The sequence below is a fragment of the Roseomonas sp. F4 genome (assembly GCF_053891155.1).
The window spans coordinates 22,748-38,328 of sequence record NZ_JBSSHK010000005.1; the positions used below are offsets into that span (position 1 = coordinate 22,748).

The 15,581-nt window shown below is 70.3% G+C and carries 14 protein-coding genes; 8 read left to right on the forward strand and 6 right to left on the reverse strand.

All coding sequences use genetic code 11. The features are described from left to right. Positions 1 to 52 precede the first annotated feature (52 nt). Both ACVFYP_RS19835 and mtnA read left to right on the forward strand, forming a co-directional pair. Positions 53 to 1,141 carry an Acg family FMN-binding oxidoreductase gene (locus ACVFYP_RS19835; protein ID WP_499201950.1) on the forward strand — a complete coding sequence of 363 codons (1,089 nt, stop codon included), beginning with the start codon at positions 53 to 55 and terminating at the stop codon, positions 1,139 to 1,141. Continuing rightward, positions 1,138 to 2,226 carry an S-methyl-5-thioribose-1-phosphate isomerase gene (mtnA, locus tag ACVFYP_RS19840; RefSeq protein ID WP_499201951.1) on the forward strand — a complete coding sequence of 363 codons (1,089 nt, stop codon included), beginning with the start codon at positions 1,138 to 1,140 and terminating at the stop codon, positions 2,224 to 2,226. Before ACVFYP_RS19835 ends, mtnA begins: the two co-directional genes overlap by 4 nt. Here the strand turns inward: mtnA and ACVFYP_RS19845 are convergent. Then, entirely contained in the window at positions 2,208 to 2,414 is a 207-nt protein-coding gene (locus ACVFYP_RS19845; protein WP_499201952.1) for a hypothetical protein, read from the reverse strand. The genes mtnA and ACVFYP_RS19845 overlap by 19 nt on opposite strands. 222 nt (positions 2,415 to 2,636) lie before the next feature. On the opposite strand from ACVFYP_RS19845, the gene ACVFYP_RS19850 reads away from it, so the two are divergent. Genes ACVFYP_RS19850 through ACVFYP_RS19860 form a run of 3 tightly spaced genes read left to right on the forward strand, consistent with a single transcriptional unit; the run spans position 2,637 to position 4,838 of the window. Then, entirely contained in the window at positions 2,637 to 3,476 is an 840-nt protein-coding gene (locus ACVFYP_RS19850) for a transporter substrate-binding domain-containing protein (protein WP_499201953.1), read from the forward strand. A gap of 10 nt (positions 3,477 to 3,486) precedes the next feature. Then, entirely contained in the window at positions 3,487 to 4,167 is a 681-nt protein-coding gene (locus ACVFYP_RS19855) for an amino acid ABC transporter permease (RefSeq protein ID WP_499201954.1), read from the forward strand. Then, positions 4,164 to 4,838: an amino acid ABC transporter permease gene (locus ACVFYP_RS19860; protein ID WP_499201955.1), complete on the forward strand. Its 675-nt coding sequence runs from the start codon at positions 4,164 to 4,166 to the stop codon at positions 4,836 to 4,838. The genes ACVFYP_RS19855 and ACVFYP_RS19860 overlap by 4 nt, the downstream gene beginning before the upstream one ends. Before the next feature lie 12 nt (positions 4,839 to 4,850). Here the strand turns inward: ACVFYP_RS19860 and ACVFYP_RS19865 are convergent, their stop codons facing one another. Further along, a complete protein-coding gene (locus ACVFYP_RS19865; RefSeq protein ID WP_499201956.1) occupies positions 4,851 to 6,818 on the reverse strand; it encodes a methyl-accepting chemotaxis protein in 1,968 nt (655 codons plus the stop codon). Between the two features lie 201 nt (positions 6,819 to 7,019). Between ACVFYP_RS19865 and ACVFYP_RS19870 the strand changes: the two genes are divergently transcribed. Then, the gene (locus tag ACVFYP_RS19870; RefSeq protein ID WP_499201957.1) at positions 7,020 to 8,321 is read left to right on the forward strand and encodes a hypothetical protein; all 1,302 of its coding nucleotides are present in this window, start codon (positions 7,020 to 7,022) and stop codon (positions 8,319 to 8,321) included. A gap of 7 nt (positions 8,322 to 8,328) precedes the next feature. Here ACVFYP_RS19870 and ACVFYP_RS19875 read toward each other — a convergent pair whose 3' ends face one another. Together ACVFYP_RS19875 and ACVFYP_RS19880 are read right to left on the reverse strand one after the other, a co-directional pair. After that, a complete protein-coding gene (locus ACVFYP_RS19875) occupies positions 8,329 to 9,477 on the reverse strand; it encodes a serine/threonine-protein kinase (RefSeq protein ID WP_499201958.1) in 1,149 nt (382 codons plus the stop codon). Between the two features lie 172 nt (positions 9,478 to 9,649). Beyond that, complete coding sequence (locus ACVFYP_RS19880) at positions 9,650 to 10,534, reverse strand: Tll0287-like domain-containing protein (protein ID WP_499201959.1); 885 nt, start codon at positions 10,532 to 10,534, stop codon at positions 9,650 to 9,652. 259 nt (positions 10,535 to 10,793) lie between these two features. Here ACVFYP_RS19880 and ACVFYP_RS19885 point away from each other — a divergent pair, with 259 nt between their 5' ends. Together ACVFYP_RS19885 and ACVFYP_RS19890 are read left to right on the forward strand one after the other, a co-directional pair. Then, positions 10,794 to 12,389 carry a methyl-accepting chemotaxis protein gene (locus tag ACVFYP_RS19885; protein ID WP_499201960.1) on the forward strand — a complete coding sequence of 532 codons (1,596 nt, stop codon included), beginning with the start codon at positions 10,794 to 10,796 and terminating at the stop codon, positions 12,387 to 12,389. After that, positions 12,386 to 13,567 carry a PP2C family protein-serine/threonine phosphatase gene (locus ACVFYP_RS19890; RefSeq protein WP_499201961.1) on the forward strand — a complete coding sequence of 394 codons (1,182 nt, stop codon included), beginning with the start codon at positions 12,386 to 12,388 and terminating at the stop codon, positions 13,565 to 13,567. Before ACVFYP_RS19885 ends, ACVFYP_RS19890 begins: the two co-directional genes overlap by 4 nt. Positions 13,568 to 13,572: 5 nt before the next feature. On the opposite strand, the gene ilvD is transcribed toward ACVFYP_RS19890, so the two are convergent. Together ilvD and ACVFYP_RS19900 are read right to left on the reverse strand one after the other, a co-directional pair. Further along, entirely contained in the window at positions 13,573 to 15,291 is a 1,719-nt protein-coding gene (gene ilvD, locus ACVFYP_RS19895) for a dihydroxy-acid dehydratase (protein ID WP_499201962.1), read from the reverse strand. A 101-nt stretch (positions 15,292 to 15,392) separates the two neighbouring features. Beyond that, positions 15,393 to 15,581 (reverse strand): hypothetical protein, encoded by a 189-nt coding sequence (locus ACVFYP_RS19900; RefSeq protein ID WP_499201963.1) that lies wholly within the window; start codon positions 15,579 to 15,581, stop codon positions 15,393 to 15,395.

The window sequence follows — 15,581 nt, forward strand, 5'->3', positions numbered from 1 at the left end:
GGGGCGTCGGATGGCAGCGCGGCGGAGCGGTCGGAGAGGCCTGGTCGGGGGCGTGGCGGCGCTGGCGGCGATAGGGGCGGCCGGCGCTACGGCTCTGGCGGTCAGCCGGGTCGAACAATCCCGCCGCTACGATCTGGCGCTGGCCGAGACCCGCGGCGCGCCCCCATCCGGCACTCCGCCGGCGGAGGCGCTGGTGCATTACGCCGCCATGGCCGCCAACAGCCACAACACCCAGCCTTGGCGCTTCGCCATCGCCCGCGACATTGTGGCCATCGGGCCCGACCTCAGCCGTCGCACCCCGGCGGTCGACCCGGACGACCACCATCTGCATGCCAGCCTGGGCTGCGCGCTGGAAAATCTGCTGCAGGCCGCGCCGGCGGTGGGCCTGCATGCGACGGCCGAGGTGACGGCGGAGGGTGACGCGCGGATCAGGCTGGAACCGGACGCGGTCAGCCCCGGCGCGCTGTTCCAGGCCATTCCGCGCCGCCAATCCACCCGAGCGGCCTTCCAGGGCGGCAGCCTGACACCCGCCGAGCTGCGGGCGCTGGAGGTGACGCGGCCGGAGGACGGTGTCGCCCTTCTGCTGATCGACGATGCGCCGCGGCGGGAAACGCTGCTGGATCTCGTGGTGGCCGGCAATGCGGCGCAGATGCGCGATGCGGCCTTCATGGCGGAGCTGCTGGGCTGGCTTCGCTTCAGCCATGCCGAGGCGGTGGCGACGCGGGATGGGCTGTTCACCGGCGCCTCCGGCAACCCGGTGCTGCCGGATGCGCTGGGGCGGCGGCTGTTCCCGCATGTCTTCAGCCTGGAGGCAGAGACCGACCGCTATGTGCGGCAGATGCGCTCCGCCGCGGGTCTCGCCATTTTCGTGGCGGATCGCGATACGCCGGAAGGCTGGGTCAAGGCGGGGCAATGCGCCCAGCGATTCTGCCTGCAGGCGACGGCGCTCGGCCTGCGCACCGCCTGGGTCAACCAGCCGGTGGAGGTGCCGGGGCTGCGGGCCGCACTGGCGGCCTGGCTCGGCGTGGCGCCGCTGCGGCCCGACCTGATCCTGCGCTTCGGCCGTGGCCCGGAACTGCCCTATTCGCTGCGCCGCCCGGTCGCGGATCTGCTCGACCCCGGCTATAAGCCGCCCGCATGAAGATCGACGGCATTTCATATCGCAGCGTCTGGGTCGAACCCTCCGACGGGTGGTCCATCCGCATCTTTGACCAGACCAGGCTGCCCTGGTCGCTGGATATCCTGCGGCTGACGGATGTGGCGCAGGTGGCGCAGGCCATCCGCAGCATGCAGGTGCGCGGGGCGCCACTGATCGGCGCGGTCGCCGCCTATGGCGTGGCGCTGGCGCTGCGCCAGGACGCCTCCACCGAGAATCTGGATCGGGTGGTGGCGGAGCTGGGCGCGACGCGGCCGACGGCGATCAACCTGCGCTGGGCTCTGGCCCGCATGCGCGCCGCCCTGCACAACCTGCCGCCGGGCGAGCGCGTCGCCGCCGCCTATGCCGAGGCCGCGGCGATCTGCGACGACGATGCCGAAACCTGCCGCCACATCGGCGAGAACGGGTTGCCGCTGATCGAGGCGGCGGTGAAGCCCGGCCAGCGGGTGAACATCCTGACCCATTGCAATGCCGGCTGGATCGCGACCGTTGACTGGGGCACGGCGCTGGCACCGATCTACATGGCGCATGATGCTGGTATCCCCGTGCATGTCTGGGTGGACGAGACCCGCCCGCGCAACCAGGGCGCTGCGCTGACCGCCTGGGAGCTCGGCAGCCACGGCGTGCCGCATACCGTCATCACCGACAATGCCGGCGGCCATCTGATGCAGCATGGCCAAGTAGACTTGGTGATCGTCGGCACCGACCGCGTGACCCGCCACGGTGACGTCGCCAACAAGATCGGCACCTATCTCAAGGCCCTGGCGGCGCGCGACAATGGCGTGCCCTTCTGGGTCGCCCTGCCGCATTCCACGCTGGACATGTCGGTGGCCGATGGCGTCGCCGAGATCCCGATCGAGGAACGCGACGCGGCGGAGGTCACCGACCTGACCGGCCGCACGGCGGATGGGCGGATCGAGACCATCCGCGTGGCGGCAGCCGGCAGCCCCGCCGCCAATCCGGCCTTCGACGTGACGCCGGCGCGCCTCGTCACCGGCCTGATCACGGAGCGTGGCCGCTGCGAAGCCTCCGAGGCTGGGCTGCGCGCGCTCTACCCTGAAAAGGGCTGATGCCGGCCGGGCGATGGCTCCAGCAGCCAAAGCCCGATGACGAGCGAGGCGCCACCGAAGCCGGCCAGGATCGCCGCCGTCATCAGCGGAACGCCGCCGGGTCGCGTGGCATCGCCCAGCACCAGGACGACGGTGCTGAGAATGGCGACCAGGCCGAGGGCAACCAGCAGGAGGGCGAAACGGGGCATGGGGCGGTTCCAGAAGTCCATACTGACATTCTCATACCTACGCGCCCGGCTTGGCCGCGACGCGACGCGGACAGGGCAGGATTGAGGCAATGGGCCGGGAATTGTGAAAACCCCTCCACATTTGCCGTGATTTGCGGCAATCCCGTCCGGCGGGCGGTTGCGTCGAATCATCCGGGATGGGATCGTCGGCGCGGGAGACACCGACAATCTGGGAGCTTCACCATGCGCCGCCTGATCGCCGCAGCATGCCTTTTCGGCATGGCCTTCACGACATCCGCCATGGCGCAAGGCCAGCCGCCGCTGCGCTGCGCGGTGGACGGCACCTTCGCGCCGCATGCCTTCCCGACCCTGCAGGGCGGGGTGCAGGGCTTCAACATCGACCTGTTCCGGGAAGCCGCGAAGCGGATGGGGCGTGAGTTGACCATCGACAGCGCCAGCTTCTCCGGCCTCGTCCCGGCGATGAATGCCGGCCGCTACGACTTCCTCTGCGCGCCGACCACGGCGACGGCGGAGCGTGCGGCGAACATGCTGTTCACCGAGGGCTATCTCTACACCGCCTTCCAGTTCGGCATCCGCCGCGGCTCGGCGCCGATCCGCAGCATGGACGACCTGCGCGGCAAGGCGATCAGCGTGAACAAGGGCAGCGCCTATGACGCCTGGGCCGCCGCCAATGCCGCGCGCTATGGCTTCACGGTGCAGACCTACGACACCCAGCCGGATGCGGTGCAGGCGGTGACCTCGGGCCGCGCCTACGCCAATCTCGGCGGCAATACCGCGGTGCGCTACGCCGCGACCCGCACGCCGAACTTCGTCGCCGACTTCGTGATGACGGACACCCGCGCGCATTGGTCCGCGCCGCTGCCGATGGCCGCCACCGAGCTGCGCGTGCAGCTCGAGAATGCGCTGGAGTGCATGAAGCGGGACGGCACCGTGGCACGCCTGTCGCAGCAGTGGTTCGGCGTGGCGCCGGCGGCGGATGATGCCGAAAACACCGTCTTCCCGGGCACGGGCGTGCCGGGCCTGGCCGGCTACGACCCGACACCGCGCGAGCCGCGTTGCTGAGCCTGGCTGCATGACGGGCTGGGAGGCGTTTGCCTTCAACTTCCTCAACCCCGCGGTCGCGGCGCAATATGCGCCGATGATCCTGGCGGGGTTGGGGGTGACCATCCTGCTGGCGGCGCTGGTGATCGTCGCGGGCATCACGGCAGGCCTGGCGCTGGCGGTGCTGCGCGCCCTGGGGGTGCGGCCGCTGAACTGGGCCATCATCTTCCTGGTGGACCTGTTCCGCGCGCTGCCGCCGCTGGTCATCATCGTGCTGATCTATTTCGGTCTGCCTGCCGCGGGCCTGTCCATGTCCGGCTTCTGGGCCACCTGGCTGGCGCTGACACTGGTGCTGATGGCCTTCGCCGAGGAAATCTTCTGGGCCGGCATTTCGGCCGTGCCGCCGGGGCAGTGGGAGGCCGGCCGCGCGCTCGGCCTGCACTTCCTGCCGACACTGACAAAGATCGTGCTGCCCCAGGCGGTGCGCATCGCCATCCCGCCCCTGGTCAACCGCACCATCGCCATCACCAAGGGCACGGCGCTGGGCAGCATCGTCGCCGTCTCCGAAATCCTGGGCGCGGCGCAATCCGGCATGGCCTTTTCCGGCAACCCGACGCCGCTGACCCTCGGCGCGCTGGCCTATATCGTCCTGTTCATCCCCGTGGTCATCGCCGGGCGCTGGATCGAGACCAAATTCGCGTGGCGCCGATGAACGACTTCATCGAGGCCTTTTTCAACGCCGAGATCGCCGTCGCCTCCTCCCACCTGCTGTGGATCGGGCTGGTGCAGACCATGCTGCTGGCGCTGATGACCGTGCCGCTCGGCATGATCGCGGGGCTGGTGATGGCGGTGCTGTCGACGCAGAAAACCCGCTGGGTGCGCTGGCCGCTGATGGCCTTCATCGACTTCTTCCGCGCCATCCCGCCGCTGGTGCTGCTGATCTTCCTCTATGCCGCGTTGCCCTTCGGCGGCATCGACCTCGGCGCCTGGGGGTCCGTGGCGCTGGCCTTCCTGCTGAACACCGGCGCCTATTACGCTGAGATTTTGCGCGCGGGGATCGAGAGCGTGCCGCGAGGACAGCCGGAGGCGGCGCGCGCCCTGGGCCTCCGGCGCTGGCAGGTGTGGATCTTCGTGGTGCTGCCGCAGGCGGTGCGCAACGTGCTGCCCGACCTCATCAGCAATACGCTGGAGGTGGTGAAGCTGACCTCCATCGCCAGCGTCGTCGCGGTGCCGGAACTGCTGTACCAGGCCCGCCAGGCGCAGAGCATCACCTACAACGCCACGCCGATCATGGTGGCGGCGGTGATCTACTTCCTGCTGCTCTGGCCCTGCGTGCGGTTGCTGTCGAGGCTCGAGAACCGGCAGATCGCCGGGCGGCGGTAGGACCGCTCGGGTTCAGGCGGCGCGCAGCGTATCGAGGAAGGTGGCGACCTCGCCGCGCAGGCGGGTCGCCTGCACGGACAGGCCCGTCGCCTCCAGCAGCAGGCCACCGGCCGAGGTCCCGGCCTCCTGCGCCGCCTCCGCCACGCCGCCGATATGGCCGACCACCTCGCTGGTGCCGCGCGCCGCCTGCTGCACGTTGCGGGCAATGTCGCGGGTCGCGCTGCCCTGTTCTTCCACCGCCGCGGCGATCCCGGTCGCGATCTCCGCCATCTCGCCGATCACCTGGCCGATATTGCGGATCGCACCCACCGATTCCGCCGTCGCCGCCTGAATCTCGCTCACCTTGGCGCCAATCTCGCCGGTGGCCCGTGCGGTCTGCGCCGCCAAGTTCTTCACCTCCGCCGCCACCACGGCAAAGCCCTTCCCGGCCTCCCCCGCGCGCGCCGCCTCGATGGTCGCGTTCAGCGCCAGCAGGTTGGTGCGGGCGGCGATGTCGGAGATCAGCCGTACCACGTCGCCGATCTGGTTCGCCGCCGCCGAAAGCCCCTGCACCCGGCCATCCGTCGCCTGCGCCTCCGCCACTGCGCGGGAGGCGATGGCTGAGGAATTGACCACCTGGCGGGAGATCTCGTTCACGCTGGTCGCCAGTTCCTCGGTCGCCGCGGCGACGGTCTGGACATTGGCGCTGGCCTCCTGCGTCGCATCGCTGGCGGCGCCGGCCATGGCGCTGGAGCGTTCGGCATTGCCGGACAGGTCCTGGGCGGAGCCCTCCATCCGGGCTGCGGCGCCGGCCACCTGTTCGATCACGCCGCCGATCTCGGCCTCGAATTTCTCGGCGATATGCCGCATGTCGTCGCGCCTCTTGGCCTCGGCGGTCGTGGCGGCCTGGCGGTGCTCCGCTTCCAGGCGCCGCACCACGAAAGCATTGTCCTTGAACACCTGTACGGCCCGCGCCATGGCGCCCAGCTCACCGCCCATGCTGAGACTGGGAATCTCGGTCTCGAGGGTCCCGGCGGCCAGCCCCGACATGGCGCGGGTCATCTGATCCACCGGCCCGGCGATGGCGCGCCCGACCAGCCAGGCCAGCACGACCGCCATCGCCAGCACGCCAAGGGCCAGCGCCGCGAGCCAGCCCTGCTCATGCGCCGCCTCGGCCGCCGCGGCGCTGCGATCGACGATGATCTCGGCGACGCCGATCACCTGGTCGGTCGAACTGCGCAGCGGCTTCAGACGCACCACAACGGGGCTTCCGGCCAGATGGCCGCTCATGGAACTGGCCTGGCCGGCCAAGGCCGCGCGCAGCGCCTCATCACTGGCGAAGCGGGCAAAGCCCTCCGTCGCGCCGAGTGTGGCGATGGCATCCTGGCGCAGCGCGTGCACCGCGATCGCAAGCCCTGTGGTGCGGCGAATTTCGTTGAGCTGCGCGGCATTGAACACGGTCGCGGCATTCAGGATGCCGATCACCCGCCCCTCATGACGCAACGGCACGATGGCGGCGACGCCCGTGCCGGCCGGCAGCTGCTCGATGCCGCCGCCCTCGCGGTCGTCCCGCATGGCGGCGACCATGTCGCGTCGGCGGGCCGAGACATTGTCATCGAAATTGTCGGGCGCATGCGCGCGCGCCAGGGTCACGCCATCGGCCAGGGTGACGGAGATGTTGGTGGTGTCGCCGGTGCGGCGCAGCACCTCGAAGGCAGGCGCCACGGCCGCGAGCACGGCAGCCCGGTCCTTGGCGACCGTGGCGACGATGACGCTCGGCTCCGCGGCGACAGAGCGGGCTATGGAAAGCTGGCGGTGCGCTTCAGCGGCCAGGGCCCGGTCCAGCGTGACCTCGCCGGTCTCCAGCGCCTTGGCGGCATCCGCCACATGGCGCTCCTGCATGGTCCACCAGGAATAGCCCGACAACGCCAGACAGGAAAAAATCGCAACCGCAACAAAACCTCCCGCGAGCTTGGAGCGGATGGAGGCAAAGCGGTGCATGCGAATTTCCTGGGTGATGGGAAGCAGTCTAGCCATACGCTGAAATGCCTACCGTCCGATGAAGGCAGTCAGGACGCCGGGAAGGTGCTCTCCGACCTGCTCAACAGCACGCGTCGCGGCTGGAGGGATCGCGGCTTCGTCGAGTGACGCCGCACGAGGCAGATTCCTATTCTCTCGGGCCATGGATGCCGGAGACCGCGCGTGACCGTCCCTGCCCTGCCCCGCCGCGCCGTGCTCGCCGGGGCGCTGGCGCTGGCCACCGCCCCGTCCCAGGCCGCGGCCCCGCCGCGCCGGCCCGCCCATGCGCCACGCCCCTCCGACATCTGCTTCTCCGCCCGCTGGGCGCGGCCGGAGGCGCTGGAGGCTGCGAAGGCTTTCGGCGCGACCCGGCTCGACTGGTGCTACACGCGCGACCGGGGCTTCATGACCCAGGCGCGGCAGGCCGGGCTGGCCCCGCTGGGCGGCGCGCTGAACACCATCCTGACCGATAGCCTAACCGGCCGCGCCTGGCGCGAGGGCCGTATCCTCGACCGGGAGGGCCGGCCCGTCACCGCGCCCTGGATGCGCTGGCCCGGCATGGCCTGGGGCTGCGTCAACAGCCCGGCCTATCGCACCACCTGGCTTGCCCATGCCAAGGCGGGGCTGGAGGCGGGGATCGACTGGTTCATCGTCGATGATCCTCGGATGAACGAGGCGGCGGTCGCCTGGGGCGGCTGCTTCTGCCAAGACTGCCAGGCATCGGCGCGGCGGGAGGGCGCGGACCTCGCCACCGACATGCGCGGCTTCCAACGCCGCTCCGTCACCCGCTTCCATCAGGACATGCGGGCGGAGGTCGATGCCATCGCCAGCCGCCGCGTGACCTTTGCCTCCAACAATGTCCGCGGCCAGTCCGGCTGGCCCTACGACCTATTCGACTTCGGCATCGCCGAGGCCGATCCGCGCGACGTCGCCCCCGCCGCCCTGGCCCGGATGCTGCGCGCTGCGGAGATGGCAGGGCGGCCGCAGGTGCTGACCCTGCGGTCGGAGGATGTGGCGCTGAACCGCCGCGTCATCGCCTGGAGCTATGCCAATGGCGGCCATCTCCTGGCACCATGGGATGTCTATCTGCGCTCGACGCCGGAGGGTTCGGACCGCTTTTTCGGCCACGCGGAGGATTTCGCGCCGATCTACGCCATGGCCCGCGCCTTGGCGCCACTGCTGGATGCGGCGGTGGTAAGCGGCGATCCGCCCAACGAGTCCTGGCGCCTGGACCGCCCGGGCTGGGAAGCCGCGCTGCGGACCACGCCGGATGGCCGGCGCGCGGCGCTGCATCTGGTGCCCTGGCAGGCGGAGACACCGGCGCGGCTGACGCTGGACCTTGCCGCGCTGATGCCGGGGCCGGCGGGGGCGGAGCTGCATGGCCCCGGCGGGATGTCGCGGCGCCTCGGCCTTGCCGGCGGCCCGCTGACGCTGGACGTGCCAGCGGCGCCCTGGCTCGTCGTGGCGCTGGAGCGGGCCGGCTAGATCCGGTTCACCGCCCCCTCTCGCCCGCCGCCGTCAGTCGCTTGCGCAGCGCCGTCGCTTCCGCGGGTTCCAGCGATGCGCAGAGCCTGTCGATCAGATCCGGCAGGTCGCGCGCGCCGCTTGCCGCCTTGCGCAACAGCACGCGGGCAATCGGGCCGACGACGAAGGCCAGTTCTTCCGTCATCCGGGCGGCCATGGCGGCGGGCAGTTCGAAGGGCGGGGTCTGCTGCGGGATGGCCACGGTGGTGAAGGGCAGGCTGCCGGACAGGCTGGGTGGCGCCTGCTCCGCCACGGCGGCGGGCAGGATGCGCGTGGCATCCTCCGCCCCGTCACGCAGCGCCTGGCGCAGGGAGGCCGCGAAATCCGCCGCCGAGCTGAAGCGCTGGCGCATGTCCTTGGCCAGCCCGCGGCGCAGCACATGGCCCATCGCCGTGCCCTCCAGCCCGCCGATCTCCGCCGGGGCGGGGCCGGTCAGGCGCACCAGCGTCTCCGTGATATTGGAGCCGCCGAACGGGGTGCGGCCGAACAGAATCTCGTAGAGCACGGCGGCGGTGGCAAACAGGTCCGTGCGGTGGTCCACCCCCTGCCCCATCGCCTGTTCCGGCGCCATGTAGCCGGGCGAGCCGATCATGCCGCCGACCATGGTCATGGCCGAATCGCCCAGCCGGGCAATGCCGAAATCGGTGATCTTCACCGCGCCGCGCGGCGTCACCATGATGTTGCCCGGCTTGATGTCGCGGTGCACCACGCCCACCGCATGGGCGGCGCCCAGCCCCTCCAGCACCTGCAGCACCATGGCCGCCAGCGCCGGCGCATCGCGTTCCGCCGGCGGGCCGCGCATCAGGGCGGCCAGTGTGCTGCCCGGGACATGTTCCATGACGATATAGGGCATCGGCCCGTCATCGGCGAAGTCGTAGACATTCACGATGGTCGGGTGCGCGCAATGCGCGGCGGCGCGGACCTCCGTGCGGAAGCGTTGCAGGAAGTCGTCCCGGCCCGCCGGGTCCAGCAGATCCGTGTTGATGACCTTCACCGCCACCAGGCGGTCGATCAGCGGGTCCACGGCCAGATAGACCCGGCCCATCGCCCCGGACCCGAGCTGCTCGATGGGCTGGTAGCGGCCGAGCGCCGCGGGAAGCGCGTCGTCCCCGCTCATCCGTGCCTCAGAGACCGTTTGAAAATTCCCGAGGCTGAGGGCCCGCAGGTGATTTTTCGTCCCTTCCAGGCGCCGGCATCGGCCGATGCTGGTTGCATCGGCCGCATCCGGGAACGCCGCAGGAGCGGAAAAGCACCGCGGGACCGAACCGCCGGCGTTCTCAAACGGCCTCTCATGCGCCGAGCATCCGCACCGCTTCCTCCAGGCTGCGGCGCATCCGCTGGAAGGCGCGGCCCAGCTCGCCCATTTGATCGCGCCCGGTCACCGTGAAATTCTCCTCAACCGGCTTACCGAGGCTGACGGCGGTGGCGATGCGGACGATGCGGTCCATCGGGCGCAGGATGACGAAGTGCAGCAGCAGGTTCAACGCCACCATCAGGCCGATGAAGATGCCCAGCAGCACTGCCATCGCGCTCAACAGATTGGCCTGGGCGCTGCGCAGCGCCGCCTGCATCGGCACGGAGACGAGCTGCGCGCCCACCGTCTCATTCATCCGCCAGCCGAAGCCATTGGTCGGGCCATAGGCCGCCACCATGCGCGCCGGCGCGGCTTCCACGGTGCTGTGGCAGGTCAGGCAGGCCGGGTCGCGGATGGTGATCGGCCGCGCCAGGGTCAGCACCCTTTCGCCCCGCACCTGGCGTTCCCCCAACAGCTCCGTCAGGCTGGTATTGTTGCGGAAGCTGTTGATGAAGTCGGCCTCCCAGTCCAGGGCGCGGTCGGCCGGGTTGGTCGGGTTCAGCGCCGCTTCCTTGTAGGTATAGTCCGGATGCTCCGCCCGCACCGCCCGGAAATTATACTGCGCGGCATAGGATGGCACGGTCAGCGGCGCCACCCAGTCCGCCCTTTCCCGCATCACCGCCGGAACGACTTCCGCGATGGTGTAGGTGCGCACGGCATTGGCCGCGCTCAGCATGATGCGGGCGTTCTGGAGCACCTCGCGCCGGGCTCCGGCCTCGAATTGCTGCGAGAGAAAGACCCATGCGGCCGCGGCGGCCAGCGCGAAAACCGCCAGCAGGCCGAGGTTCAGTTTTGCGCGGATGCCCATGATGTAAAGCATGCGCCCACCACGGCGTGCCGCCTAGGGCCTGTGGACAATTGGGCAGCAAGCGCGTCCGGCCCCCACTGTCCACGTGGCGGCCACCCCGCCTGGCTGGCGGCGTCACATGTCTCAGAAATCATGCCATTCACCTGCGCTTGTTGCCGCACCGCGCGGCCTGTAGCCTGCCCGCCAAGTAGAAAAGGCCGCCCCGGACCGAATGGCTGCACCGCATCCCATGCCCGCCCCAATGGCTTCCCCGATGGGCGGCGGCGGCGCCGTGCCCCCTGCCCCTAGGCAGGCCCAGGCCTCGCGTCTCGGCGCCTGGTTCGGGCGCATCGGCGTGCGCGCCGGGCTGATCACGCTGCTCATGGTGGTGGTGGTGGGGCTGTTGTCGGGCGCGGCCCTGGTTGTCGTCGGGCGTCAGGTCGTCATCATCGAACAGCTCGGCCTGCGCGACCGCGACGCGGATGCGGCGGTGGACGACCTCGCCTTGCATGTGGCGGATTTCTCCTCCGCCTTTGCCAGCGTCATTGCTGGCGTTTTGCAGCCGGTGCCCAGCGCCCAGCGGATGATCCGCAACGGACAATTGATCGGCGAAGCCTTCCAGCGGATGGTCGATGTGCTCGGCCCGCAGCTCGACCCGATCGTGCTCGGCGGCGGCGTGGACATGGCGCGGCGGCTGCCCGAATTCACCGAACAGGTGCGCGCCGCCTTCGCCGCCCGCCAGCGGGACCAGTTTGGCCCGCTGCATGAGGAATGGCTGGACTTCGCCTCCGCCTTCAACCGCGTCGCCACCGCGGCGCGGACGGAGGTGAAGCGCAGCTCCGACGCCAGCCTCGCCGCCGCGCGCCAGCTCGAAGCCCAGGCGCGGACGATCGTGGTGGCCGCCGCCGCGGTCGGACTGGTGGGCTGCGCCCTGGTCTGGGTGGTGCTGGTGCGGCTGCTGGCGCGGCCCTTGTCGCGGCTCGCCTCCGCCATGGTCAGCCTGTCGCGCGGCGCGGTCGCGACCACCGTGCCGGGCGCCGACCGCACCGACCAGGTGGGCGACATGGCGCGCGCCCTTCTGGTGTTCCGCGACAATCTGATCGCCGCCCGCAACCTGACCGAGACGGCGCTGGAAAATGCCCGCCGCACCGCGGTCGCCACCACCCAGGCCTCGGATGCCATCGGGCAGGTCTCCGACGGCGCCATGACCCAGCTCGCGGAGCTGCGGCAGGTGGAGGAGGCGCTGGGCCATACCCAGGATGCGGTGCGGGAGGTCAATCGCACGACCCAGGACAGCAGCGACCGCGCCGGCGAATCGAAGACCCTGCTGGCCGAGAACCTGGTCAAGCTGCGCAGCCTGATCGAACTGGTGGATGCGGTGGCCGAAGACACCGAGCGGGTCACCCGCATCGCCGGCACCATCGCCAAGATCGCCACCCAGACCAATATCCTGGCCATCAACGCCGCCATCGAGGCCGCCCGTGCCGGCGAACACGGCCGGGGGCTGGCCGTGGTGGCTGAGGAGGTCCGGGCGCTGGCCGCGAGCAGTGAGGGTCTCGCCCAGGAAATCGCCGATGTCGTGCTCGTCGCCGGCCGCCGGACCCGGGAGGGCAGCGGCACCGCCGCCGCGGTGGGCGAGGCGATGGATGAGCTGGAAACGCTGGTCACCGAAAGCGCGCGGCTGGCCGGCGCCATCGCCGTGGCGATGGAGGAGCAACAGGCGACCGTAACCTCCATCACCGAAAGGGTCAGCACCCTGTCCCGCATCGGCCAGTCCAATGCGACGGCCGCCGAGGAGATCACCGTGACCATGATCGACCTGTCCAAACTGGCCGCCGAAACCCGCAGCGTGGTCGAGGCGATGGCCGCCGACCGGGGCCGGGCATGAGCGAGACCACGACGCCCAGCGAGGATGTTGCGATCCTCGTCGTCGATGACAGCAGCTTCAACCGGCTGGTGCTGAAGCGCCGGCTGGCGGAGCTGGGCTATCCGAATGTGACCATGGCCGAGGACGGCGTGCAGGGGCTGGCGGCGCTGGAGAAGGCGCGCTTCGACATCATGCTGCTGGACCTGGAGATGCCGAATCTGGACGGCATCGGCGTGCTGGAACAGTTGCGAGCCGCCCGCGGCGCGGCGCCGCCCGTCATCGTCATCTCCGCCCTGACGGAGATGGAGAAGATCGTCCGCTGCATCGAGCTGGGCGCCGAGGACTACCTGCCGAAATCCTTCGACCCGCCCTTGCTGAAGGCGAGGCTCGGCGCGGTGCTGGAGAAGAAGCGCCTGCGCGACCTGGCCGATGCCCGGCTGGCGGCGCTGGAGGCGGAGCTGGAATCGGCCCGCGCCGCGCAGCTGTCGCTGGTGCCGCGCGATTTCGTGGCGGCGGCGACCGGCCAGCTTTCAGTCCATGCGGCCATGGTGCCGGCGCGGCAGGTGGGCGGCGACCTCTATGACTGCCTGCGACTGGATGCCAAGCACATGCTGTTCGCGGTGGCCGATGTCTCTGGCAAGGGGGCCCCGGCCGGGCTGACCATGGCGCGCACCCTGGGCCTGATGCGGGCCGCGGCGAAGCGGCTGGCGCCGGAGGATGGCGCGCCGGACCCGGGCGCGATCCTGGCCATGACCAATGACGACCTCTCGGCCGAGAATGAGAGCCAGACTTTCGTGACAGTGGTGCTGGGCGTGATCGACGGCACCACCGGCGCCGGCCGGATCGCCGTGGCGGGGCATGACATTCCGCTGCTGCTGGGCGGCCCTCTGCCCCCCCGCCTGCTGGAAAAGCCGCGCCGGCAGCCGGCCCTGGGTGTGATGGAGGGCATCCGCTACGCCTCCGACCCCTTCACCCTGGCGCCGGGGGAGACGCTGTTCTGCTACTCCGATGGCGTGTCGGAGGCCGAGGACGACAAGGGCGGCTTCTTCGGGCGCGAACGCCTGGAACAGGCCCTGGCGGAGGCCGGCACCGAACCCCGCCAGGTGGTCGATACCGTGCTGCGCGCCGTGACCGCCTTCGCCGATGGCGCGCCCCAGGCCGATGACATCACCGCCCTGGCGCTGCGCTTCGGCGGCTAAGCCGCCTATTGGTCGGCGTAGATGTGGCCTTCCTCCGCCGCGCCGGGATGCGTCACCGCGCCCTGCGCCGCCGGCCCCACCGTCTGGGCATATTTCCACAGCGCGCCGGAGGTATAGAGCGTCTTGCGCGGCACCCAGGCGGCGCGGCGAGCCGCCATCTCGGCCTCGGGCAGCATCACGTCGATAGTGCCGGCCTCGGCATCGATGACGATCGGGTCGCCATTCTTCAGCAGGGCGATGGGGCCGCCGACCGCCGCCTCCGGCCCCACATGGCCGATGCAGAAGCCGCGCGTGGCGCCGCTGAAGCGGCCATCGGTGATGAGGGCCACCTTGTCGCCCATGCCCTGGCCGTAGATGGCGCTGGTGGTGGAGAGCATCTCCCGCATCCCAGGGCCGCCCTTCGGACCCTCGTAGCGGATGATGATGACGTCACCCGGCTTGTAGGCGCGCATCTCGACCGCCTTGAAGGCGTCCTCCTCACAGTCGAAGCACAGCGCCGTGCCCTCGAAGCGCAGCTTGTGCATGCCGGCGATCTTCACGATGGCGCCTTCGGGGGCCAACGAGCCCTTCAGGGACACCACGCCGCCGATCGGGCTGATCGGGTCCTCGGTCGGGCGCACCACGTCCTGGTCCTTCGGGAAAATCACCTCGTGGTGGTTCTCGGCCAGGGTCTTGCCGGTGACGGTGATGGCGTCGCCGCGCAGATAGCCGCCCTCCAGCAGCGCCTTGATGATCACCGGCACGCCGCCGATGTTGAACACATCCTGCGCCACATAGCGCCCACCGGGCTTCAGATCCGCGATATGCGGCGTGGCGCGCATGATCTCCGCCACGTCATGCAGGTCGAACTTGATGCCGCATTCATGCGCGATGGCCGGCAGATGCAGCGCCGCATTGGTGGACCCGCCGGTGGCGCCGACGATGGCCGCCGCGTTGAACAGCGCATCCCGCGTCACGATGTCCCGCGGCCGCAGGTTCTTGCGGATCAGCTCCACCACGGCGCGGCCCGATTGCACGGCGTAGTAGTCGCGCGATTCATCTGGCGCGGGGGCGCCGGCGGAACCCGGCAGGGCCAGGCCCAGAACCTCGGAAATGCAGGCCATGGTATTGGCGGTGAACTGGCCACCGCAGGCGCCGGCGCCTGGGCAGGCATGCTGCTCCAGCTCCAGCAGGTCGGCGTCGGACATATTGCCGGCGGCGTGCTGGCCGACCGCCTCGAACACATCCACCACCGTCACGTCGCGACCCTGGAAGCGGCCGGGGCGGATCGAGCCGCCATACATGAAGACCGAGGGCACGTTCAGCCGCACCATCGCCATCATCACGCCCGGCAGCGACTTGTCACAGCCGGCGACGCCGACGAGCGCGTCATAGCAATGGCCGCGCATGGTCAGCTCGATGGAATCGGCAATGACGTCGCGGGAAGCCAGGGAGGACTTCATGGACTGGTGGCCCATGGCGATGCCGTCCGTCACCGTGATGGTGGTGAATTCGCGCGGCGTCGCGCCGGCCTCCTTCACGCCGATCTTCACCGACTGCGCCTGGCGGGACAGCGCGATGTTGCAGGGCGCTGCCTCGTTCCAGCAGGTGGCGACGCCGACGAAGGGCTGGTCGATCTCTTCCTGGGTCAGGCCCATGGCGTAGTAGTAGCTGCGATGCGGCGCACGCTCCGGCCCCACCGTGGTGTGGCGGCTCGGCAGCTTGGACTTGTCCCACTTGGTCATGGCGCGTTTCCCGGCGGTTTGGGATGGCGTGCCACAGGACGCGTGGCGGGGCCAGGGGGCATCACTCGATGTGCGCGCCCTCGATCCGCCTGGGCCTGAAGTCAGCCCAGCGCCACCAGCAACCCCACGCCCAGTGCCAGGCCCACCACGGCCCCCAGCCCCTGCGCCTGGGACCGGTTCAGCCGCAGCCCGGCCAGATCCCGCCCCGGCAGCACCGCCGCGAAAAGCCAGACCGGAATCGAGAAGACCACGATCGCGGCCAGCAGCTTCAGCGTGCCGGGTTCCAGCAT